Annotated in this window: 21 protein-coding genes; 6 read left to right on the top strand and 15 right to left on the bottom strand. The window is 67.8% G+C overall.

Features of this window, described 5'->3' with window-relative positions; genetic code table 11:
- Window positions 1-2: 2 nt before the first annotated feature.
- Complete coding sequence (locus KCG34_RS08635; RefSeq protein WP_211939964.1) at window positions 3-629, bottom strand: LuxR C-terminal-related transcriptional regulator; 627 nt, start codon at window positions 627-629, stop codon at window positions 3-5.
- Window positions 630-639: 10 nt separating this feature from the next.
- Entirely contained in the window at window positions 640-1,035 is a 396-nt protein-coding gene (locus KCG34_RS08630; RefSeq protein WP_211939963.1) for a TfoX/Sxy family protein, read from the bottom strand.
- Between the two features lie 174 nt (window positions 1,036-1,209).
- On the opposite strand from KCG34_RS08630, the gene KCG34_RS25830 reads away from it, so the two are divergent.
- The gene (locus KCG34_RS25830) at window positions 1,210-1,314 is read left to right on the top strand and encodes a hypothetical protein (protein ID WP_249138267.1); all 105 of its coding nucleotides are present in this window, start codon (window positions 1,210-1,212) and stop codon (window positions 1,312-1,314) included.
- A gap of 1 nt (window position 1,315) precedes the next feature.
- Here the strand turns inward: KCG34_RS25830 and KCG34_RS08625 are convergent, their stop codons facing one another.
- From KCG34_RS08625 to KCG34_RS08605, 5 genes are all read right to left on the bottom strand, one after another.
- Window positions 1,316-2,566 (bottom strand): serine hydrolase domain-containing protein, encoded by a 1,251-nt coding sequence (locus tag KCG34_RS08625; RefSeq protein WP_211939962.1) that lies wholly within the window; start codon window positions 2,564-2,566, stop codon window positions 1,316-1,318.
- 69 nt (window positions 2,567-2,635) lie between these two features.
- The gene (locus tag KCG34_RS08620) at window positions 2,636-2,812 is read right to left on the bottom strand and encodes a rubredoxin (RefSeq protein ID WP_211939961.1); all 177 of its coding nucleotides are present in this window, start codon (window positions 2,810-2,812) and stop codon (window positions 2,636-2,638) included.
- A gap of 34 nt (window positions 2,813-2,846) precedes the next feature.
- Window positions 2,847-3,932, bottom strand: coding sequence for a phosphotransferase (locus tag KCG34_RS08615; RefSeq protein WP_211939960.1), 1,086 nt, complete (start codon window positions 3,930-3,932; stop codon window positions 2,847-2,849).
- 70 nt (window positions 3,933-4,002) lie between these two features.
- Complete coding sequence (locus KCG34_RS08610; protein ID WP_211940755.1) at window positions 4,003-5,277, bottom strand: cytochrome P450; 1,275 nt, start codon at window positions 5,275-5,277, stop codon at window positions 4,003-4,005.
- A 127-nt stretch (window positions 5,278-5,404) separates the two neighbouring features.
- Window positions 5,405-6,028 carry a TIGR02466 family protein gene (locus KCG34_RS08605; RefSeq protein WP_211940754.1) on the bottom strand — a complete coding sequence of 208 codons (624 nt, stop codon included), beginning with the start codon at window positions 6,026-6,028 and terminating at the stop codon, window positions 5,405-5,407.
- Between the two features lie 65 nt (window positions 6,029-6,093).
- Here KCG34_RS08605 and KCG34_RS08600 point away from each other — a divergent pair, with 65 nt between their 5' ends.
- The gene (locus tag KCG34_RS08600) at window positions 6,094-6,978 is read left to right on the top strand and encodes an alpha/beta hydrolase (protein ID WP_211939959.1); all 885 of its coding nucleotides are present in this window, start codon (window positions 6,094-6,096) and stop codon (window positions 6,976-6,978) included.
- On the top strand, window positions 6,975-7,865 hold the full coding sequence (locus KCG34_RS08595; protein ID WP_211939958.1) for a penicillin-binding transpeptidase domain-containing protein: 891 nt from the start codon (window positions 6,975-6,977) through the stop codon (window positions 7,863-7,865). The genes KCG34_RS08600 and KCG34_RS08595 overlap by 4 nt, the downstream gene beginning before the upstream one ends.
- Before the next feature lie 46 nt (window positions 7,866-7,911).
- On the opposite strand, the gene KCG34_RS08590 is transcribed toward KCG34_RS08595, so the two are convergent.
- The gene (locus KCG34_RS08590; protein ID WP_211939957.1) at window positions 7,912-8,688 is read right to left on the bottom strand and encodes a PhoH family protein; all 777 of its coding nucleotides are present in this window, start codon (window positions 8,686-8,688) and stop codon (window positions 7,912-7,914) included.
- A gap of 311 nt (window positions 8,689-8,999) precedes the next feature.
- Here KCG34_RS08590 and KCG34_RS08585 point away from each other — a divergent pair, with 311 nt between their 5' ends.
- Both KCG34_RS08585 and KCG34_RS08580 read left to right on the top strand, forming a co-directional pair.
- On the top strand, window positions 9,000-9,530 hold the full coding sequence (locus KCG34_RS08585; protein ID WP_211939956.1) for a gamma carbonic anhydrase family protein: 531 nt from the start codon (window positions 9,000-9,002) through the stop codon (window positions 9,528-9,530).
- A gap of 50 nt (window positions 9,531-9,580) precedes the next feature.
- Entirely contained in the window at window positions 9,581-10,363 is a 783-nt protein-coding gene (locus KCG34_RS08580) for an enoyl-CoA hydratase-related protein (protein ID WP_211939955.1), read from the top strand.
- A gap of 49 nt (window positions 10,364-10,412) precedes the next feature.
- Here the strand turns inward: KCG34_RS08580 and KCG34_RS08575 are convergent, their stop codons facing one another.
- Together KCG34_RS08575 and KCG34_RS08570 are read right to left on the bottom strand one after the other, a co-directional pair.
- Window positions 10,413-12,587: a penicillin acylase family protein gene (locus KCG34_RS08575; protein WP_211939954.1), complete on the bottom strand. Its 2,175-nt coding sequence runs from the start codon at window positions 12,585-12,587 to the stop codon at window positions 10,413-10,415.
- 89 nt (window positions 12,588-12,676) lie between these two features.
- On the bottom strand, window positions 12,677-13,516 hold the full coding sequence (locus tag KCG34_RS08570) for a universal stress protein (RefSeq protein ID WP_211939953.1): 840 nt from the start codon (window positions 13,514-13,516) through the stop codon (window positions 12,677-12,679).
- Between the two features lie 175 nt (window positions 13,517-13,691).
- Between KCG34_RS08570 and phbB the strand changes: the two genes are divergently transcribed.
- Window positions 13,692-14,414: an acetoacetyl-CoA reductase gene (gene phbB / locus KCG34_RS08565; RefSeq protein WP_211939952.1), complete on the top strand. Its 723-nt coding sequence runs from the start codon at window positions 13,692-13,694 to the stop codon at window positions 14,412-14,414.
- Here the strand turns inward: phbB and KCG34_RS08560 are convergent.
- From KCG34_RS08560 to KCG34_RS08540, 5 genes are all read right to left on the bottom strand, one after another.
- Window positions 14,411-16,729 (bottom strand): thiamine pyrophosphate-binding protein, encoded by a 2,319-nt coding sequence (locus KCG34_RS08560; protein WP_211939951.1) that lies wholly within the window; start codon window positions 16,727-16,729, stop codon window positions 14,411-14,413. The genes phbB and KCG34_RS08560 overlap by 4 nt on opposite strands.
- Before the next feature lie 337 nt (window positions 16,730-17,066).
- The gene (locus tag KCG34_RS08555; protein ID WP_211939950.1) at window positions 17,067-17,762 is read right to left on the bottom strand and encodes a hypothetical protein; all 696 of its coding nucleotides are present in this window, start codon (window positions 17,760-17,762) and stop codon (window positions 17,067-17,069) included.
- Between the two features lie 129 nt (window positions 17,763-17,891).
- Entirely contained in the window at window positions 17,892-18,035 is a 144-nt protein-coding gene (locus KCG34_RS08550) for a hypothetical protein (protein WP_211939949.1), read from the bottom strand.
- Between the two features lie 66 nt (window positions 18,036-18,101).
- Window positions 18,102-18,284, bottom strand: coding sequence for a hypothetical protein (locus KCG34_RS08545; protein ID WP_211939948.1), 183 nt, complete (start codon window positions 18,282-18,284; stop codon window positions 18,102-18,104).
- Window positions 18,285-18,442: 158 nt separating this feature from the next.
- Window positions 18,443-20,482, bottom strand: a complete 2,040-nt coding sequence (locus KCG34_RS08540; RefSeq protein WP_211939947.1) for an alpha/beta hydrolase family protein — start codon at window positions 20,480-20,482, stop codon at window positions 18,443-18,445.
- Window positions 20,483-20,525 lie beyond the last annotated feature (43 nt).

Below are 20,525 nucleotides of genomic sequence, written 5' to 3'. Positions count from 1 at the left end.
CCTCACCCCTTCACCCGCGCCATGATCGCCAGCGGGCGGCCTTCGTTGTCGTTGAAGAAGGCCATCCACTCCTCGGTCCCGTCCTCGTGGCGATGGATCATGTGCGGGGCGTGGGTGAACTCGGCGCCGCGGGCGGCCAGGGCGGCGTGGGCCGTGCGCACATCGTCCACCTGGAAATAGAGGATGGATTCCTGGGCTGCGCCGTCGCCCTCGGACAGGAACAGGCGCACCCCGCCCATGTCGAAGAAGGCGAGATTGCCGAAGGAATAGAGATGGGGCAGGCCCAGCACCTCGCCGTACCATTGGCGGGCGGCGGCCACGTCCTTGACGCTGCGGGCGATCTGGCCGACGGGGCCGAGGCTGACGGGCTGGGTCATGTCGAGGTCCTTATGGAAGAGGGCGCTGTCGCGACGAACGCCGTTGAAGGCGCGCAACTCGGCGCGGCGGCTCAGGCCGAGTTTCGAGAGCGCATTGGCCAGGTGATACTTGACGGCGTCCGGGCTCACCCCCTGGCGGCGGGCGATCTCGGTGGCGGCCATGCCATGGCGCACAGCTTCGACCACGCGCCATTCCGCGGGGGTCAGGACATCCTCATGCGGTGGCCGGCCTCGGCCTCTGGGGTTCGCCATGATCGGGAGCCTAGCTGGCGGGGCGGCGAATTTCCCTCCCCCTCGTCCCCCTCGTCGCCTTCTTCTCCTTGGGCGGGAGCCGGGCGACGTGGCCGAGGGCCTTGGCCAGCATGATCGCCACCGCCGCCTCGTCCTCCATGATCGCCTCGGGCAGGCACGCGTAGCGCCGCATCGGCCGGCCGGGCAGCGGCTCGAAATCCACCGCGCCGTGCTCGGCGTCCAAGGCGGCGCGGTCCTCCGGGGCCAGCCGGACGAACATCTGGTCCTGGAACAGGCCGGCGAACATGTTGCCGTTCACGAACGCGGCCGGATAGCCGAACATCTTGCGCGTCTGGATGCGCAAGTCGTGCGGCAGGCTCTCGGTGAAGAGGTCGATCAGGCTCTGCGGTGATTTGCTCCAGGCCATGGCTGCAAGGGCTAGCCCCGCGGCGGACGAGGGGTCAAGGTTCCTGGCGAACGGGACCCGCGGCGTGTATAGCTCTGCGCCGTCCCTATGCGTAGCGGCGGGCTGCCGCTTCGACACTCGTCCCCAATTCCAGCATCAGGCGCAGCGAAGCCCGGCCCTGAAGATAGGTGTCAGATGGCCAAGGGTCAGAAGCGCAGCAACAAGGAAGTCCGCAAGCCCAAGGCGGAGAAGCCGAAGCCCCCGGTTCAGGTGGGCTTCAAGCCTCAGATCGGCAAGTGAGCTACCGCCCCAGCGCGGTATAGACCAGGTTCTGGAACATCGGCAGGGCGGCGGCCGCCGCCAGGCGCTGGCCGGTGGCCAGCTGGCTGGCCGAGCCGGGCTCCAGCGGCATCGAGTTCTGGATCAGGTAGAGCATGACCATGTTCTCGGCCGGATCGGCTCGCCACCAGGTTCCGAAGGCGCCCGGCCAGCTGAATGCGCCGTTGGTGCCGACGCCCATCCAGGCCTGCTTCTCGGCGTCGGTGATCACCGAAAGCCCCAGGCCAAAGCCCTGGCCGCCCCAGAAGGGGATGCCCATGAACGGGATTTCGCGCTGGGCGTCGCTCAGGCGGTTGGTGCGCATCAGCGCGACCGACTGAGGGCTCAGAAGGCGCACCCCCTGGTGTTCGCCATCACCCAGCAGCGCCAGGGCGAATTTCAGATAGTCGTCGGCCGTCGAGATCAGTCCGCCGCCGCCGCCGCAGAACGGGGGCGGCGCATCGTACTGGGCGAAGCGGACCGGTTGCAGGCTGCTGGTGGCCTCGTCGATGCGATAGACCACCGCCGCCCGGTCGCGCTTCTCCGGCGGGATGTAGAAGTCGGTGTCGACCATGCCCAGGGGATCGAACACCCGCTCGAACAGCACCTCGCGAATGCCCTTGCCCTCGATGCGGCCAGCGATGAAGCCGAGGACGTCGGTGGCGTGGCTGTAGTGGAACCGCTCGCCTGGCGCGTAGGAGAGGGGCAGGCCGGCCAGGGCCTCCATCCAGGCGTCGGGATGCTGGCCGGTGTTCAGGACATCGCCCAGGGCCTCCTGGTAGGCCTGGGCGATCGGGCCCATGGAGGTGAAGCCGTAGGCGAGGCCCGAGCGATGGGTCAGCAGGTCTTCGATAGTGATGTCGCGCGGGGCCGGATAGGTCTGGTCCAGCGGCCCTTCGGCGTCCTTCAACACCTTCATGTCGGAAAACTCGGGGGCCCATTTGGTGATGGGGTCGTCCAGCCTGAGCTTGCCTTCCTCCATCAGCATCATGATCACAGCCGAGGTCACCGGCTTGGTCATCGAGGCGATGCGGAACAGGGTGTCGCGCGTCATGGGCGCGCCGGTGGAAAGGTCGCGCTGTCCGACGCAGGTCACATCGGCGATCTCGCCGTTGCGCCACACGAGCGTCACCGCCCCGGACAGGAAGCCGTTGTCCACAACGCCCTGCAACGCCGGGCCGATCTTGGCCAGGCCCTCACGCGAAAAGCCACTGATGCTCGCACCGCCGTCCATGGATCGCTCCTCTTTGTCTTGTTATCGACGATAACCAGGATTTTGCAGAGCGGCTAGGGCGGTGCGAAATCAGAGTTCGATCATGTCGAACTCGCTCTTGGACGTGCCGCAGAGGGGGCAGACCCAGCTGTCCGGTATGTCGGCCCAGCGCGTGCCCGGCGCCAGCCCTTCGCCCAGGTCGCCGGCTTCCTCGTCGTAGATGTAGCCGCAGGTCCGGCACTGCCAGGTCTTGTAGGCCGCGCTCATGGGGTCCCTTTCCGTGGTCACGCCGCTTGGGGCCTCAACCTTCCCAGAAGGCGAAGCTCTGGTGGTCTAGCGCCTGAGCGCAGGCGCCGCGGGTCATCTTCAGGAACAGGGCGTCGCCGCGCTCGGTGCGCTCGACCGACAGGGCCGAGAACACCCCCATCAGGATGCCGTGCAGGCTGTAGCGCCGATAGTCGCGCCAGCAGTCCTCCCACGAGAAGCCCTGAACGCCCCGACGGATCAGTTCGCCATGATAGAAGCGCACGAGCTCCGTCTCGTGTTGGCGTCGCTCGTGCGGATCCAGCGCGGCCGAGAGGAAATAGGCCACGTCCTGAACGGCCGGCCCGAGCGTTACGGTCTGCCAGTCGAGCGTGGCCATCGGGCGTCGGCCGCCCTGAACGTCGAACAGGATGTTGTCCAGGCGATAGTCGCCGTGCTGGACGGTGACCGGCGAACTCGTGTCCCCGCGCTGGCGGGCGAGGGCGGCCGGCAGGCGGTCGACCAAATCGACGAACTCCGGCTCGAGGACGCCTTCGTAGCGGGCCTTGAACATGCCGGTGATCGCCGGCAGCGCCGTTTCCACCTGCTGCGCCAGATCGGGCGATGGGACCAACCAGTCGAGGTGGAGAAGGGTCGGATCGGCCCAGCGCGGCGCGTGCATGGCGGCCGCTTCCGCCATGGCTGTCTTGGCGTCGGCCAGGGTGCAGCCATGCAGCTGGTCGCCCTGGCGGGCAGGGCCGAGATCTTCCATCAGCAGCACGAAATCGTCGGTGGCGGGGTCGATCTCGGCGAAATAGGCGTGGGGCGTGAAGATGGCCAGGCTCGCCGCCAGGCTGCGGTAGAAGGAAACCTCGCGCAGATAGAGGCGGTGGGCCGATCCCGACTGCCGGCTCACCGCATCGCGGGCCGGGAACTTCCCGACGATGCTGGCCGGCGCGTCCTGGGCGGCCCCTTCATAGGCCAAAGTCAGGCGAAAGCTGTCGGCGACAAGCCCGTTTCCGACCGGGGTGATGGCGATTTCGGTGACCCGGCCGGCCGGCAGCGCGCCCGACTCGCGCAGGGCTCCTGTCAGCCAGTCCGCGTCCAGCGCATCCGGACCGGCCGGCAGGCGTGTCGTCTCCATGGATCCTCCCATCGCCGCCTTGGTTTTGACGCTTTGCGGGGCTGGCTGCGGCGACCGACCCGCCGGAGTCTTAGTTCATTTTGAAGCGCACGGGCACGGACTTGGGTCCGCAGACGAAGGCGGCGGCCATCCGCTTCGGCTCGCCGTCAAGCTCGACGGAGTCCAGGCGCGCGAACAGTTCCTCCCAGAGAATCCGCATCTCCATCCGGGCCAGGTGCTGGCCGAGGCAGACGTGGGCGCCGTAGCCGAAGGCGACATGCTTGTTGGGCGAGCGGTCGATGCGGAACGAGAAGGGATCATCGAACACCGCCTCGTCGCGGTTGCCGGAGGGATAGGAGAGGAAGATCCAGTCGCCCTTGGCGATCTTGCGGCCTCCGACCTCGGCGTCGGCGGTGGCGGTGCGCATGAAGTGCTTCACCGGCGTCGCCCAGCGAATGGATTCCTCGATCAGGCCGGGGATCAGCGCGGGGTCGGCCTTGAGCTTGCTCAGCTGGTCGGGATTCTCGGCCAGGGCCCAGAGGGCTGCGGCGGTGGTGGACGAGGTGGTGTCGTGCCCGGCGGTGGCGGCGATGATGTAGTAGCTCATCGCTTCCAGATGCCCCAGCGGGGCGCCTTCGATCTGGCCGTTGGCGATTACGCTGGCCAGGTCGTTCCGCGGTCGGGCGCGGCGATCCTCGGTCATCGCGTTGAAATAGTTCATGAAGTCCATGACCACGGACTGGATGGTGTCCACGCCGGCGTCGGCGTCCATCACCGCCTCGCCCGTGCGGTTGAGTTCCGGGTCGGCGCTGCCGAACAGCTCCTGGGTCAGCTTCAGCATGCGCGGCTCGTCGGACTCCGGAACCCCCAGCACCTCCATGATCACGTGCAGCGGATAGAGGAAGGCGACATCCCGGGCGAAGTCGCATCGGTCGCCGTGCGCCGCCATGCGGTCGACGAAACTGCGGGCGATCTCGCGGATGCGGCCTTCGAGCTGGCGCAGGTTCTGCGGCATGAACCAGCTCTGGGTCAGCCGCCGGTAGTTCATGTGGTCCGGGTTGTCCATCTGGACCAGCGAGCGCACCAGGTGCGGCGAACCGCCGGTCATCTGCCGCACCTTGAGGTCGGCCTCGACGGTGGTGACCACGGTGGCCCGGTCGCCGTTGTGGAACAGCTCGTTCTGCCGTTCGATCTCCAGGATGTCCTTGTGGCGGGTCACGACCCAGAACGGATCGAAGCCTTCGGGCTGGGCCACGTCCAGCGGCGCGTTGGCCCTCAGCCACTTGAACGCCTCGTCGACCCGGCGCCCGTCGGCATAGGCCCTGGGATCCACGATGGTGTTCGCCACGTCCTGGGGGATGGCCATGCGCGCTTCCTCTTCGGTCATTCGCCGCTCGTGGGCGATCGGCATCGACCTTACATATATTAATTTGTCGGCCAACAAATATCTTTTGGACACAACCCATCACGAGGCGCGTGGCGGCCGAAGCCGGTCAGGCCCAGGCGTAGTTGAAGCTGATGCTGATCCGTCGGCTTTTGGCCTGGTTGGCCGGCACCTCATGGCGCAGCCAGCTTTCCCACATCAGGATCGTCCCGGCCTCGGGCTGCAGATAGACGAAGCTCCTGGCGTCCTCCGGCGCATCGCCCATGCGTGGCGGCGCGGCCATCATCAGCGGCAGGCGAGGGTCTTCCAGCTTCAGGGCGCTGGCGCCAGGCGGGGTGGCCACATAGACCGTGCCGGAGAGGGCGCTGTGCGGGTGGATGTGGCCGGAATGGGCGGCGCCAGGCTTCAGCACGTTGACCCACAGGCTATCGAGTCTCAGCCGGCCTGCGCCCAGGTCCAGATGCAGGGCCTTGGCGTAGACGGAGGCATGGCGATCGAGCTTTTTCTTCAAGAGGCCAAAGGCGCTGACCCGAGTCGGGAGGTCATCCAGCGAGGCGTAGGAGGTGTAGCCGCCATAGGCGTTCTGGCGGCACCAGGCGCGGCCCGCGGCGTCCTCCTCGGCCATCATCAGGCAGGCGGCTTCCAATTCGGCGTTGAACTCGGAAAAGCCGCGTTCGCCGGCGAGGCTGGCCTGATAGACCTGGGTGACGAAGAGGCTGCGCAGCTGGGACATGCCGCGCGACTTGGCCTCGCCCGCGTCCTCTGTCAAATGGCTAGAGGTTCCGAAGTGGAGCGAAAATGACCGCCGAGACCCGTCCCGACTCTCCGAAAGGCTTCGGCGCCGAGGTCGCGGCAGCGGCCCAGGCCTTTTCGCGTGTGGGCGCCTTCAATGCTGTGACGCCGCGGGATCCGGCCAAACGGGTCGTTCACGGCGAGGCTTACGGCCCAGATCGCATGCAGGCGGTGGATGTGTTCGCGCCGGTGGCCGCCGCAGAGCCGGCGCCGGTGGCAGTCTTCTTCCATGGCGGCGGCTGGCAGACCGGGCGGCGGCAGGAATACGGGTTCGTCGGCCGGGCCCTGGCCTCGCGAGGCTTCCTGACCGTGGTGGCCGGCTATCGACTGGTTCCACAGATCCGCTATCCGGCGTTTCTCGAGGATGCGGCCGGCGCCGCGCGTTGGGCGGTCGATCATGCGGCGGCTCTGGGTGGAGACCCGGCACGCCTGGCCTTCATCGGCCATTCGGCTGGTGGCTATATCGCCGTTCAGCTCGGCTATGATACGCGCTACCTGCATGGGGCGGGGGTCGAGCCCGCCCATGTGCGCGCTGTGGTCGGCCTGTCTGGCCCTTACAGCTTCCTGCCGCTGAGAACGCCCGCAACGCTCGCGACCTTCTCCGCCGCCGAGGACCTGGATGGCACCCAACCGGTCAATCACGCCCGGGCGGATGGGCCGGCGGCCCTGCTGGTCCATGGCGGGCGCGATACCGCGGTGACCGCAGGCCAGAGCGTGCGCATGGGCCGGGCGATCGAGGCCGCCGGCGGCCACGCCGAGGTGCGCATCCACCAGACCCTGACCCATACCGACACTATCCTGGCATTCTCGCGCCCGTTCCGCCGCAAGGCGCCGATCCTGGACGAGGTTGCGGGCTTCCTCGACACACACCTGTCGCGAGGCGCGCGATGAGACGCATCGGTGTGGTCGCCCTGGCCGTGCTCAGCCTCGTGACCGCCTGCCAACGGAAGCCGGCGCCGGCCGGGGGCCGCCCGGGCGGCGGAGGGGGCCACCAAGGCATCGACGTGAACCGGCTCAACAGCTTGATCGACAGCCAGATCGGCGGGCTGAACACCTGCGTCCTGCTGATCGACACCAAGAGCGGCATCGAGCGCTACCATTATGGCGACGCCCAGATCTGCATGGCCCAGCTGCCGCCCTGCGCCACCTTTGACATCGCCAACGCCCTGATCGGCCTGGACCAGGGGGCGGTGACCCCGGCCACGGTCTACAAGTGGGACGGCTCGCCCCAGCCGGTGGGCCTGTGGCAGCGCGACGCGGACCTCAGCCAGGCCTTCAAGCTGCAGATCGGCTGGTGGTTCCAGCGCCTGGCCGGCGCCGTGGGCCATGACCGCTATGTCGAGCGGCTGCGCGCCTTCGACTACGGCTCGCACGACCCGGCCGGCATGGCGAACGCCTTCTGGCAGGGGCCGCAGGCCGGCGGGTTCCTGACCATCACCCCGACCCAGCAGGTGGGCTTCATCCGTAGATTCTACGCCGGCCAGCTGCCGGTGCGGCCCGAGAGCCTGGCGGCGGTCCAGGCCCTGACCTGGGACGAGACGCGGAGCGAGGCCAAGGGCGGCAAGACCGTGATCAACGACCGGGCCACCAGCTGCGCCTCGATCCAGGATGGCTCGCGCCGTGTCGGCTGGTGGGTCGGGCGCGTCCAGTCGCCAGCCGACGACCTCAGCTTCGTCGCCGCGATCGAAGGACCCGGCGCCCCGCCAGGACTGGAGATCGAACGCCGACTGAAGGACATCTTCAGCCAGGCGGGCGTGCTGCCGCCGGTTTCGCCCTGAGGGGAAGCCCCGCCCGGCGCCGCGGCGCCGGGCGGGAAGGCGCAGATCAGAGAACGCCCAGCATCTCGGCCACCAGCGGGTGGCGGACGATATCGGCGTCGCCGAGGCGGACCACGGCGATGTTGGACAGGGGCTCGAACCTTTCAGCCACATCGGCCAAGCCCGAGACGCCGGGCAGAAGGTCGGACTGGTGAGGGTCGCCGGTGACCACCATGGTCGAGTTCCAGCCCAGCCGCGTCAGCAGCATCTTCAGCTGGACATAGGTGCAGTTCTGCGCCTCGTCGATGACCACGAAGGCGTTGTTCAGGGTGCGGCCGCGCATGTAGCCCACCGGCGCGATCTCGATCGCCCCTTCGCTCATCAGGGCGCGCACCCGCTTCATTGACAGCCGATCCGATAGGGCGTCGTAGAGCGGGCGCAGGTAAGGCGCCAGCTTGTCCTCCATGTCGCCGGGCAAAAAGCCGATCGACTCGCCGGCCTCGATGGCCGGGCGCGACAGCACGATGCGGCCGACCTTGCCCGCCTCCAGCGCTTCGACCGCCTTGGCGATCGCCAGATAGGTCTTGCCTGTCCCTGCGGGACCTAGGGCCATGATCAGGTTCCGGGCGTCGATAGCCTCGATCAGCTTCGCCTGCCCGGGCGATTTCGGCTTTATTGTCTTCAGATACCCCTGCTCGCGATCCTCATGATGACTGCTCCCATAGGCGTTCATGGCCGGCGTCCAGCCGCGTTCGACCGGCAGACGGCGCACCTTGCCATCGTCGAACTGATCGGCTTCGAACGCACCTTCACGCACCATTCGCTTCAATTGACGCTTGGTCATGGAGCTCTCCGTCGAGACAAAGAAAAAGGGCGCGTCCGCAACGGACCGCCCTTGGCTGAAGCAGGCAATGAAAGAGACGGATGGGGCGCCAGGCCTGGCGGCCCTGCTGCGGCTGGCTGGCGGGGCAGGCTCGAGGCCCGCCGGGACACAGAACGCGACACCCTTTACTCCGTCCAGAGGAGACCGCGGGAAATCCCGCGGCGGGGATGCGAGCCTGGAAAACCCCGACTCGAATCGCCTCACGAAGCTAATGCTAACAGGCTTTATGAACGGTTAATCAAGTCCCAGGTTGCAATATAGGATGTGGTCGGATGAATGTTTTTGACTTGGGCGGCGTGGCGCCCGAACTGCCGAACCCGGACGAATACTGGATTGCGCCGAACGCCGTGGTGCTGGGGCGGGTGATCCTGAAGAAGAACGCCAGTATCTGGTTTGGGGCGACGCTGCGCGGCGACAACGACCCGATCATTGTCGGCGAAAACAGCAACGTTCAGGACGGGTCGGTGTTGCACACCGACAGCGGCAGTCCGCTCACCATCGGCGCCAACGTGACCATCGGCCATATGGTGATGCTGCACGGTTGCACCATCGGCGACAATAGCCTGATCGGGATCGGCTCGATCATTCTCAATGGCGCCAAAATCGGCCGCAACTGCCTGATCGGCGCCAATTGCCTGATCACCGAGAACAAGGAGATCCCCGACAATTCGGTGGTGATGGGCGCGCCGGGCAAGGTGGTCCGCGAGGTGAGCGAGCAGCATGCGGCGATCCTGACCGGCTCGGCCCTGCACTACGTGCACAACTGGAAGCGCTATCGCGAGCAACTGCGCGGCGTCGCGTGACGGGTAAGAATTTCCAACCATTCATGAAATCAGATCTTTAGGAGGACGTCATGGCCTATGAATTCATCAAGGTCGATCGCGAAGGGCCGATCACCATCATCACCTTGAACCGCCCGGACGTGATGAACGCCCTGCACTCGCCGGCCCATTTCGAGCTTGGCGAGGCGTTCGACGCCTTCGGCGCCGACCCTGACCAGTGGGTGGCGATCGTCACCGGGGCGGGCGACCGGGCCTTCTCTGCCGGCAACGACCTCAAGCACCAGGCCGGCGGCGGCAAGATGGGCTCGCCGCCTTCGGGCTTTGCGGGCCTGACCTCGCGCTTCGACCTGAAGAAGCCTGTGATCGCCGCGGTTAACGGCGTGGCCATGGGCGGCGGGTTCGAGATCGCTCTGGCCTGCGACCTGATCATCGCCTCGGAGAACGCGGTCTTCGCCCTGCCCGAGCCCAAGGTCGGCCTGGCCGCCCTGGCCGGCGGCCTGCACCGCCTGCCGCGCCAGATCGGGCTGAAGCGCGCCATGGGCATGATCCTGACCGCCCGCCGGGTCTCGGCCAAAGAGGGCGAGGCCCTGGGCTTCGTCAACGAGGTCGTGGCCCCGGGCGAACTGATGGACGCCGCCCGCCGCTGGGCCAAGCTGATCTGCGAATGCAGCCCGATGTCGATCCGCGCCTCGAAGCAGGCGGTGATGCAGGGCCTGGACGAACCCAGCCTGGAAGCCGCCATCAAGGGCCAGATCCGCTATGAGGCGGTCTCGGCCCTGTTCAAGTCCGAGGACTTCGTCGAAGGCCCGCTGGCCTTCTCGCAAAAGCGCGCGCCGCAGTGGAAGGGGCGGTGAATCTTGGCTTTAATACGGATAGGCTGGAGTCCAGCCTATCCGCCCGCCCTCACGGCGCGGTCGGCTGATAGGTCCGCTCCGTGTGGCCCTTCAGCTGCTCCGGATAGAAATAGACCTCCCTCAGGTTCCCTTCGGCATAGCGTACTGCCTCGTCGCCGAAATGCTTCGACTCCGGATGACCGCTCTCGCCGCCGGCGGTGACCGCATAGGCGCGGACCTTGGGCCCGAACTCGACCACGGCGACGAAGCTGTTGCCCTTGGTCCCATAGTAGCGCTTGGTCCCCGGATAGCGGTGGGCGCCGAACGAGGCCAGCGACCCCCACTGGGCCGAGGTGAACGGCACCGGGGTCGAGGGTTTCTTGTCGTCGAACACCTGCACGATGTCGCCGTTGTTGCGCTGATAGCGGTTGATCTCGCCCCAGGGCGTCTTCCAGGAGCCGAAGTCGGCGGTCAGCCGGTCAGACGCCTCGGCGAGGGCCTTCAGCTTCTGCGCCGCCGTGGTCCGGTTGGCCATGAAGTCATAGACGTCCAGATCCTCCCGCTCGGCGTCCTCATGGCTGTTGGCCCATAGGGCGTCGCCCCAAAACACCGCCAGCGAGGTCGCCGGCGAATCCGCCCCCCAGCGATAGTCCCAGGCGCGCAGAGCGGCGACCTGGTCGGCCAGCTTGGCCTTCAGCGGATCGTCCGCCGGCGCTTCGTCCCAGGCTTTGAGCAAGGTGGGGATCAGCTTGGCGAAGGCCGGCTGGTAGGAATCGTAGGCTGCATGCATCAGGCCTTCGAGGGTGAAGTCCGTCTTGCCGGTCAAAAGGCGCGTGGCGTGCTGGCCGCGCGGGTTCTCGCCGGCCGTGTCCATATAGCGAGGATAGTCGCTGATCTTGGGGCTATCCGGCCCGGCCGCCGAATAGGGCCAGTTGTTGGTGTTGAACACCCAGCCGTTCGGCGGATTCAGAAGGTGCGGCGCCTGATCGAGCGTGTGCAGCCCCTTCCAGTCGGTATCCGGGTTCGAGCCGTCGACGGGGTGGGTGTAGTCGTATTTGTCATTGCGCACCGGGATGAACTGAGGGTGCAGATAGGCGATCTCGCCCTTGTCGTCGGCGAACAGGGTGTTGTTCGAGGAATTGGCCTTCAGCTCGGCCACCTTCATATAGCTCCTGTAGTCGCTCGCCTTGGTGCGCAGCCAGGACTGTTCCAGCGCCTTCATCGGGGTGTTCATCAGGGCGATGGCGATCCACTTGTCGCCGTCGGCGCGGATAATCGGGCCATGCTGGGTGCGATAGACGGTGAAGGTCTTCGACGCCATCGAACCTGCGGCCGTGCGATAGGGCACCGTGATCTTCGAGGTGGTCACCGGCTTCAGGTCAGCGCCGTAGCGATAGAACAGCTTGCCGTCCTTCCTGACGATGGTCTCGGCGAAGGTGTCGACATTGTCGATGCCGCTGGAGGTGTGCATCCAGCCGGCGTGGGCGTTGAAGCCCTGATAGACGAAGAACTGGCCCCAGGTGGAGGCGCCGTAGACGTTCAGTCCCTCGCCGCTCGTCACCTGCTCCTCGGAGCGGAAGAAGAACGAGGTGTGCGGGTTGATCAGCAGCAGGGCGTGGTGATCCACCGTATTCGACGGCGCGATGGCGATGCCGTTCGACCCCGTCGGTTCCTGGTAGAACACCGGCCCTGAGGCCGCCGCGACCTGGGTCTTGCCGTAGAAGGCCGCCAGCTTCTCGAGGTCGACCCGCTCGATGTCGCCGCCGATGCTGCCTTCCGAGAAGCTCAGCGCCATCCAGGGCTCGAAATGCCGGATCACCCGCGGCTTTACAGCCGGATGGGTGGCCAGATAGTCGTTCAGCCCGTCGGCCCAGGCGACCATCAGCTTCTTCAGCCAGGCCGGGCTGGCCGCATAGTCGGCCTTCAGCGTCGCCGGGTCGATGAACAGCTTCATCCTCAGGTCCTGCCAGACCGCGCTCTCACCCTCCGCCTCGGCCAGGCGGCCCTGGGCGTTGATGAAGTTGGTCTCCACGCGGTTGAAGTCGTCCTCGGCCTGGGCGTAGACCATGCCGAACACCGCGTCGGCGTCGGTCTTGCCGCGCACATGGGCGATACCCCAGTCGTCGCGGGTGATGGTCACCGCCGCCGCCTCGTGCTTCCAGCGCGCCTGTTCGGCCGGCGTGGCGGCGAGGGCGGGCGAGGCGAGGCACGCGGCCAGGATTGAAGCCGTCAGAATCTTGCGCAAAGCACGCTCCCCCAGGTCTTGCAACGGCGGTCTCGCCGCCTTGGGCGGACCATAGAGCCGCCTGCAGCCGGAGGCAAAGCGGCTCGGCGTCAATGCGACAGCAGAACCGGCAGCGAAGCTTTCGCCAGCACGGTGCGCGTCGCCCCGCCCAGGACCAGCTCCTTGGTGCGCGAGTGGCCATAGGCGCCCATGATCAGAAGATCGGCCTTCAGCGCCGCGCAGGCGCCCAACATGGCCGCGCCGGCGTCCTCGCCCCGGGCGTCGATCCGCTCGAACCCGGCCGCCACGCCGTGCAGGGCCAAGAGCTTCGTGATGTCCTCGCGGGAGGCGCGGTCCGGGAGCGTCCCCGACTCGCCGCCCACGGCCAGCAGGCGTACGAAACTGGCCCGCTGCAGCAGCGGCAGGGCGTCCTGCAGCGCGCGCTTGGCCTCGCGCGAACCGTTCCAGCCGATCATGATGCGTGAGAACGGGACCCTCGGCGCCGGCGCATCGGGGACCAGCAGGCACGGCGCGCCGCTGGCCAGGGCGACGGCTTCGGCCAGGGCGTGGCCGGCGAGGTCGTGCGCCTGTGGGCGGCGCAGGATCGCCAGGTCGTGGCAGCGCGCGCGTTGGCCCAGGCCCTGCGGCGTCTCGCCGGCCAGGGTCTCTAACTCCGCGTGCCGGATATCGCGGCCCGACAGGGCTGCGTCCAGGGCGTCCCGCACCAGCGTCATCGCCTGGGCGGCCTCGGCCTCGCGCCGCTCCAGCACCTCGCTCACCCCCAGGGGCCCGATCGCGAACCCGTCCGGGATCGCCACCGGCGGCTCCAGCGGCGCCAGTAGGGTGGTGAGGCTGGCCCCGAACTGCTCGGCCAGGCCGACGGCGAGGCCAATCCGCGCCTCGCACGGCGCGCCCGCCTCCAGGAACAGGATCAGGTCCTTTAAGTCCATGCTGCGGCGTCTCCCCGGAGGCGTTTGCGCCGCATCCTTCCCCAGGGGCGCCTGACCCGCGTTGATGCGCATCAAAGCTCGCCGGCCTCTCCGCCCGCTCTTGACCTCGGTCAATGCCTGGTCCCGCGCGGGGGCGGCATGGTCCGCCCCGAAAGCCGGTCCACGGGAGGTCGAGATGACGAGGGTCGCGGTGGTGACGGGCGGGACGCGGGGCATCGGCCGCGCGATCTGCCAGCAGCTCAAGGCGGACGGCCTGCGGGTCGCCGCCTTCTATGCCGGCAACGACGAGGCGGCCCGGGCCTGCCGCGAGGAGCTGGATATCCTAGCGCTGAAATGCGACGTCGCCGAAAGCCTGGAGTGCCGTTCGGCCCTCAAGGAGGTCGAGGAACTGCTCGGCCCCATCGACGTCCTGGTCAACAACGCCGGCGTCACCCACGATATGGCTCTGCACAAGATGGAGGACGCGGCCTGGGACCAGGTGATCCGTGTCGACCTCAGCGGCCTCTACAACATGACCCGGCCGGTGATCGGCGGCATGCGCGAGCGCGGTCATGGGCGGATCGTCAACATCGCCTCGATCAACGGCCAGAAGGGCCAGTTCGGCCAGACCAACTACGCCGCCGCCAAGGCTGGGGTGATCGGCTTCACCAAGGCCCTGGCGCTGGAGACCGCGCGCAAGGGGATCACGGTCAACGCCGTCGCGCCGGGCTATATCGACACCGACATGGTCGCCCATGTCCCGGCGGAAGTCCTGACCCACATCAAGGCCGACATACCGGTCGGCCGCCTCGGCCAGCCGGAGGAGGTGGCGCGCTGCGTCGCCTTCCTGGCGGCCGAGGGCCAGGGCTTCATCACCGGCGCCACCCTGACCATCAACGGCGGCCAGTACATGGTCTAGGCAAGAGCCGCCGCCGCGGCGTCCAGGATCGCCTCGGCGTCCAGGCGATAGGCGCGGTAGAGGTCGGGCACGTCGCCGGACTGGCCGAAGCGCTCCAGGCCCAGCGCGCGGACCTTGTGGCCCAAGACGCCGCCCAGCCAGGACAGGGTCGCCGGCGGGCCGTCGATCACCGTGACCAGGGCGGCGTGCGGCGCCAGGCGCGACAGGAGCCGCTCCACATGCGAGCCGGTCCCGCCCATGCCGGCGGTCCAGCCGCGGTGCAGCCGGTCGGGGCTCGGCACGGCCAGCAGGCCCGCGCCCGGCACGTCCTCCAGCATCAGCTCGAACGCCTCCCGCGCCTCGGGCGCCACCGCCCCGGCATAGACCACGGCCAGGTCCGCCCCGGCCGCGGGCTCGACCTCCCAATAGGCGCCCTCGACCAGCTGGGCCTCGTCCAGCTCCCGCGCCGGCTGCTCCAGCGCCCGGGTCGACAGGCGCAGGTAAACCGAGCCGCCGTCCGCATCCTGCATGTGCCCGAACGCCCAGCGCATGATCGCCGACAGCTCGTCCACATAGGCGGGCTCGAAGTACGACAGCTTGTCCTGGGCCATGCCGATCAGGGGCGTATGGATCGACTGGTGCGCCCCGCCCTCGGGCGCCAGGGTCAGGCCCGACGGGGTCGCGACCAAAAGGAACCGGGCGTCCTGGTAGCAGGCATAGTTCAGGGCATCGAGGCCGCGGTTGATGAAGGGATCGTAGAGCGTGCCGACCGGCATCACCCGCCGCCCGAACAGATCGCCCGACAGGCCCAGCGCCGCCAGCAGCAGGAACAGGTTGTTCTCGGCTATGCCCAGCTCGATGTGCTGGCCCTTGGGTCCCATAATCCACTTCTGCGGCGAGGCGATGTTGGAATCCTTGAACTGGTCGCGCCGGCCCTCGCGCGCGAACAGGCCGCGCTGGTTGACGAACCCCCCCAGGTTGGTGGAGACGGTCACGTCGGGCGAGGTCGTCACGATGGCGTCGGCCAGTTCGCCGCCGGCGCGCGCCAGGTCGTTGAGGATCTTGCCGAACGCCACCTGGGTCGACTGCTTGCCGCTCGGCCGCGGGAATTCGGCTAGCCCCGGCACGGCGATCCGCGGCGCCTCGGGCCGCTCGGTCTTGCGCCCGGCGAAGGGCGCGGCGGCCAGGAAGGCCTCGTACTCGGCCGCCTCGCGCGGCAGGCCGGCGAACTTGTCCCACTCACGGCCCTCGGGCACCCGGTTGCGCTTCTGGAAGGTCTCCATCTGGGCCACGGTCATCAGGCCCGAATGGTTGTCCTTGTGCCCCTGGAACGGCAGGCCAAAGCCCTTGATGGTGTAGACGATGAAGAACTTGGGCCGCTCGTCCTTCACCGCATGGAAGGTGTCGAGCAGAAGCCCCAGGTCGTGCCCCGCCAGGTTGGTCATCAGCCCGGCCAGGGCGTCGTCGTCATAGGACGCCAGCAGCGCCTTCACCCCCGGCCTGTCGCCGATATCGGCCATCAGCCGCGCGCGCCAGGCCGCCCCGCCCTGGAAGCTCAGGGCCGCATAGAGGTCGTTGGGGCTCTCGTCGATCCAGCGCTCCAGCTCGGCCCCGCCCTTGCGGGCGAAGGCGGCCTGCAGCTTCCTCCCATATTTCAGGGTGATCACGTCCCAGCCCACCGCCTGGAAGATGTCGGCGAAGCGCAGGAACATCGAATCCCAGGTGGTCGCGTCCAGGCTCTGGCGGTTGTAGTCGACGATCCACCAGCAGTTCCTCAGGTCGTGCTTGGCCCCCTCGATCACGCACTCATAGATGTTGCCCTCGTCCAGCTCGGCGTCGCCCAAGAGCGAGATCATCCGCCCGGCCTTTTCCGGCGCCAGGGCCCCGTGGGCGATCATGTAGTCCTGGGTGATCGAGGCGAAGGCGGTCATGGCCACGCCCAGCCCGACCGAGCCGGTGGAGAAGTCGACGTCGTCCTTGTCCTTGGTGCGCGAGGGATAGGACTGCGCCCCGCCCAGGCTGCGGAACCGCTGCAGCTGGTCCAGGCTCTGGCGGCCATAGAGGTACTGGATGGCGTGGAACACGGGGCTGGCGTGCGGCTTCACCGCCACCCGGTCCTCGGGCTGCAGCACCGAGAAATAGAGCGCCGACATGATGGTGGCCATCGAGGCCGAGCTGGCCTGGTGCCCGCCCACCTTCAGCCCGTCGCGGCTCTCGCGCAGGTGGTTGGCGTTGTGGATGGTCCAGGCCGACAGCCAGCGCACCTTGTCGTCCAGCTCGGCGATCACGTCCTGAGCATGGTTGGCGAGGCTTTGGGCGGGCAGGGGAGCGTTCATGGGGCGTGCGGCCTGGAGGATGGCGAAACGGTTCGGCCATCCTATCCCAGCTTCCCGGGCGTTTTCTCACCGATTTGCCCGGCCGCCCGTGCATTTTTGGCATGGATCGCCCGCCAAACCGCATAGCTGGAGGCAGGATCGGCCCAGCACGAGGAACCCTTCCCCCATCGATGGGGGAAGGGTGGCTGCATTGCGCTCGACTCGTGCGTGGTTCGAGACGCGCCCCTTCGGGTCGCTCCTCACCATGACGATTATCTTTGCAATCCAATGACCTTAGTCATCCTGAGGAAGCCGCGAAGCGGCTGTCTCGAAGGGCGCGCGGATGGCTCTGCAACCCTCACCCATCGTCCGCCGCTTCCCGTCGCCCCGCCGGCGCCGACCGCGGCTCGACCCGCGTCCGCCGCCGCGCATAGGGCGAGCCGCGCACGCGGCGGGTCGCCTCGTTGCGGGCCCAGGGCTCGTCTTCCCACAGGTCCCAGTCGGGCTCGACGCCCAGGTCGGCGCAGATCCGCTCGATCAGCCGGCTGACCGGCGCGCGCTCGAACTCCGCCTCGTCGGGGGCGTCCTCCAGCCGCTCGGCCAGGGCGTTGTGCAGGGCCTCGGCCTCGCCCGCCGGGGCCGCATCGATCAGCTTCTCGACCGCTTCCTGCGCGTGGGCCTTGCGCTCGGCGATGCGCTCCATGCGCGCCTCCTCCTCGGCGCAGATCGGGCGCGGCGGGGGCGGTTCGGCCGCGACCGGCTGGGCGACCTGGCCCTCGGCCACCCGCGCCTCCAGCGCCAGAGTCAGGCGCACGGCGCGCGAGATGCGGGAAAAGCTCAGCCCCGGGTCCTGGGGCGAGGGCGGCGGCAGGGTCCGGCCGGCGATCATCGCCGCCTCGACCGCCTCGGCGCGGGCCAGGGCCTCGCGCTCCACCGCGCCCAAAAGGGTCATGCCCACCTCGACCAGCCGCTGCAAAATCAGCCCATGCCGCAGCGCCCGCGTCTGGGCGGGATCGAGCGGCTGGGGATCGGCGAGGTCGCTGGATATGAACATGAACAAAACAAGAACATATTTGGGCGATTCAGGCAAGAGGGAAGTCGCGATCGGCCCTCAAACAACCCGCTCATCCCGGCATTCGCCGGGATGAGCGGAACGGTACCGATAGGGCCCAGTGCTCCGCCCCTACGGCCGTCCCGCCGCCGCCATGGCTCCCGGCGCCCCGGCGCTGGTATCGGCGTACAGCCCATGCGGCCGCCAGGTCGCGGCGACCATCCAGATCAGCAGCATCATCGCCGCGGCCACGGCGCTCAGGGTGGAAAGGCGCATCGGTCAGGCCCCCGTTCAGGCGGCGCGTTCTCTAGCCCCGCCGGCGGCCGGCCGCTGCGCCAGGGGTCACAGGGCGCGTGCGCGTGTAACCAGCCGTCCAGGCGGATGGGCCGCCGCCAGGCTTTCGGCGGTCGGCGCCGCGCGCGGGCCGTCGTCGACATAGAGGCTGGCCGGCCGATAGCTGGCCGCCACCATCCAGATCAGAGCCATCATCGCGGCTGCGACGCCGCCCAGGGTCGAAATGCGCATAGGACCACGCCTGCAGCGGCCGGCGCCGCCTGGCGCTGGTCCTGTCGAAGGCCTCCCGGTGGGTTTGAATTGCGCTTCAGATAGGCCGGCGGGGTGGGCTTTCAAGCGCCGCCCGCGCCGCGTTTTTCTACGCGCCGCCCAAGGTTTTCTTCAGCCCCTCACTTGGCCGCCGCCGCCTGCGCAGCCGCGGCCGGAGCAGTCGCCGCCTGGGTCGTCGGGATCGGCGCGATATGGGCCTGGATGAACTTGGCGACCTGGTCGATGGCGTCCTTCTCGTGCGCGGTGTCCCAGTCGGTGTGGTCCTCGTCCTTGTAGACGATCAGCTTCACGTCCTTCCCTGCCTTCTTCAGGGCGTGCTCCATGTTGCGGGACTGTTCGGGCGTCACCGTCTGGTCGTCGGCGCCGTGAATCAGCAGCACCGGCGGCTTGTAGGTTTCGGCATAGCTGATCGGCGAGGCCTTCTTCAGGGCGTCGGCCTGCTTTTCCGGATCGCCGATCGACTTCAGCCAGTACTGGTAGCGCGTGCCCTCCTTGCCGCCGAACGACTTCTCGAACTTCATCGACAGCATCAGGTCGGCATCGCCCGCCCAGCTGACCACGCACTTGTACAGCTCGGGGTGCGTCGCCCCGGCCCAGAGCGCGGCATAGCCGCCATAGCTGGCGCCGAACACGCAGATCCGGTTCGGGTCGGCCTGACCCGAGCTGATCAGCGCCTTGACCCCGTCGGTGACGTCGTCGGCCATGCGGCCGGACCACTGGCCATAGCCTGCCTCGGCCCAGGTGATCCCGAACCCGCGCGATCCGCGGAAATTGGGCTGGAACACCAGATAGCCGCGGGTCGACAGGTACTGGGACCAGGTGTCGTAGTCGAAGGCGTCGCGCGCCTCGGGCCCGCCATGCGGCATGACGATCAGCGGCAGCGGCGTTTTGGGGGCGAACCTCGGCCGGGTCAGATAGGCCGGGATCGCGGTCCCGTCGCGCGCCGGGTAGGACCAGCGCAGCTTCTCCGCCAGGGCGGCCGTCGAGAGGTGGTTGTACTCCGGGGCGACCTCGTCGATGTTCTTCTCGTTCCAGTCGAACATGTAATAGGTGGCCGGCTCGTCCGGGCCGCTGACCAGCAGCAGCCACCAGCGCCCGTCGCTGGAGATCGAGACCGGGGTGATGCTGCGGTCGTTCTTGAAGAACTTCGACAGGCCCTTGAAATAGGCCTGCATGGTCGGGTCCTTGAAGTCGCAGGTATAGACGTCGACCGTGTAGCAGACCGCTTTCAGCGCGTAGGTTTCGTCGTCCTGGACGATGTTCTCGACGTCGTATTTCAGCTCCGGCCAGACCGGCGCGCTCAGCGTCTTCGTCGAGAGATCGTAGATGCGTAGCCGGCGCGTCTCGCCTTCGCTCTTGTCCTTGGGCTTGACCGCCACATAGAGCTGGCTCGGCTTGTCGGTGGGGCCCAGGATGTCGAAATCGGCCAGCTCCTTCTTGTCCTTGGGCCTCAGCTTGACGACCTGGGTCCATTTGGTCTCGCCCGGCGCGCGCGCCTCGATGATCACCGAATTGCCGGAATCGCGCATGCGGGTGACGATGTTGCCGGCCGCGTCGGTGTCCCAGCTGTCGGTGTTGTCGTCGCCGCTCTCGACCATCTGGGCGTCGCCGGTCTTGATGTTGACTTTCCACACCGCCGGATCGCCCGAGGTCTTGGGCGCGATCGCCAGCACGTGGTCGGGATCGTTGTGCAGCCGGTCCAGCAGGGTGACATTGCCGCCCCGATCGCTGTTCCAGAAGCCGCCCTTGAGCAACTGCAGCTGGTTCTTGCCGTCGCGGTCCATGGCCATCATGAAGCGGCCGAAGCGCCAGCCGATGATCTCCCCGTCGGGCTTGTCGCCGGCCCGGCGGATGTCGAACAGGGTGAGGCCCACGATCAGCCGGTCGTTGCTTTTCCAGCGGATCCAGTCGGCCGTCAGGCCCTTGACGGTCTTGCCCTTCTGCATAAGCGACAGGATCGGCTGGGTCGTGTGGCCCTGAAGGTCGGTGACGAGCACGGCCGACACGTCCCCGCCTTGCACCACCGCCAGGTAGCGGCCGTCCGGCGACAGCTGGGCGTGGCTGAACAGGGGGTCTTCGTAGAAGTTATCCAGGCTTGGCGGCGGCGGGAGCGGCGCAGGCTTCTCTTCCGCCCCGGCCGCGCCGGCCGCCAGCCACAATCCAAAACCCAGGCAAACGCCCGCAATACGCCCGAAACCCAAA

The organism is Phenylobacterium montanum, from assembly GCF_018135625.1.
In the GTDB taxonomy this organism is placed as follows: Bacteria; Pseudomonadota; Alphaproteobacteria; order Caulobacterales; family Caulobacteraceae; genus Poindextera; species Poindextera montana.
This window is presented reverse-complemented; position numbering and strand designations above follow the sequence as displayed.

What these genes read in the sequence shown, in the direction of transcription:
- KCG34_RS08570 (WP_211939953.1), bottom strand. Translation starts at nt 13,516, where the DNA reads ATGGACTTAAAGGACCTGATCCTGTTCCTGGAGGCGGGCGCGCCGTGC.
- KCG34_RS08600 (WP_211939959.1), top strand. Translation starts at nt 6,094, where the DNA reads ATGACCGCCGAGACCCGTCCCGACTCTCCGAAAGGCTTCGGCGCCGAG.
- KCG34_RS08585 (WP_211939956.1), top strand. Translation starts at nt 9,000, where the DNA reads ATGAATGTTTTTGACTTGGGCGGCGTGGCGCCCGAACTGCCGAACCCG.
- KCG34_RS08590 (WP_211939957.1), bottom strand. Translation starts at nt 8,688, where the DNA reads ATGACCAAGCGTCAATTGAAGCGAATGGTGCGTGAAGGTGCGTTCGAA.
- KCG34_RS08615 (WP_211939960.1), bottom strand. Translation starts at nt 3,932, where the DNA reads ATGGAGACGACACGCCTGCCGGCCGGTCCGGATGCGCTGGACGCGGAC.
- KCG34_RS08550 (WP_211939949.1), bottom strand. Translation starts at nt 18,035, where the DNA reads ATGCGCCTTTCCACCCTGAGCGCCGTGGCCGCGGCGATGATGCTGCTG.
- KCG34_RS08620 (WP_211939961.1), bottom strand. Translation starts at nt 2,812, where the DNA reads ATGAGCGCGGCCTACAAGACCTGGCAGTGCCGGACCTGCGGCTACATC.
- KCG34_RS08630 (WP_211939963.1), bottom strand. Translation starts at nt 1,035, where the DNA reads ATGGCCTGGAGCAAATCACCGCAGAGCCTGATCGACCTCTTCACCGAG.
- KCG34_RS08595 (WP_211939958.1), top strand. Translation starts at nt 6,975, where the DNA reads ATGAGACGCATCGGTGTGGTCGCCCTGGCCGTGCTCAGCCTCGTGACC.
- KCG34_RS08560 (WP_211939951.1), bottom strand. Translation starts at nt 16,729, where the DNA reads ATGAACGCTCCCCTGCCCGCCCAAAGCCTCGCCAACCATGCTCAGGAC.
- KCG34_RS08610 (WP_211940755.1), bottom strand. Translation starts at nt 5,277, where the DNA reads ATGGCCATCCCCCAGGACGTGGCGAACACCATCGTGGATCCCAGGGCC.
- KCG34_RS08580 (WP_211939955.1), top strand. Translation starts at nt 9,581, where the DNA reads ATGGCCTATGAATTCATCAAGGTCGATCGCGAAGGGCCGATCACCATC.
- KCG34_RS08545 (WP_211939948.1), bottom strand. Translation starts at nt 18,284, where the DNA reads ATGCGCATTTCGACCCTGGGCGGCGTCGCAGCCGCGATGATGGCTCTG.
- KCG34_RS08555 (WP_211939950.1), bottom strand. Translation starts at nt 17,762, where the DNA reads ATGTTCATATCCAGCGACCTCGCCGATCCCCAGCCGCTCGATCCCGCC.
- KCG34_RS08605 (WP_211940754.1), bottom strand. Translation starts at nt 6,028, where the DNA reads ATGTCCCAGCTGCGCAGCCTCTTCGTCACCCAGGTCTATCAGGCCAGC.
- phbB (WP_211939952.1), top strand. Translation starts at nt 13,692, where the DNA reads ATGACGAGGGTCGCGGTGGTGACGGGCGGGACGCGGGGCATCGGCCGC.
- KCG34_RS25830 (WP_249138267.1), top strand. Translation starts at nt 1,210, where the DNA reads ATGGCCAAGGGTCAGAAGCGCAGCAACAAGGAAGTCCGCAAGCCCAAG.
- KCG34_RS08635 (WP_211939964.1), bottom strand. Translation starts at nt 629, where the DNA reads ATGGCGAACCCCAGAGGCCGAGGCCGGCCACCGCATGAGGATGTCCTG.
- KCG34_RS08625 (WP_211939962.1), bottom strand. Translation starts at nt 2,566, where the DNA reads ATGGACGGCGGTGCGAGCATCAGTGGCTTTTCGCGTGAGGGCCTGGCC.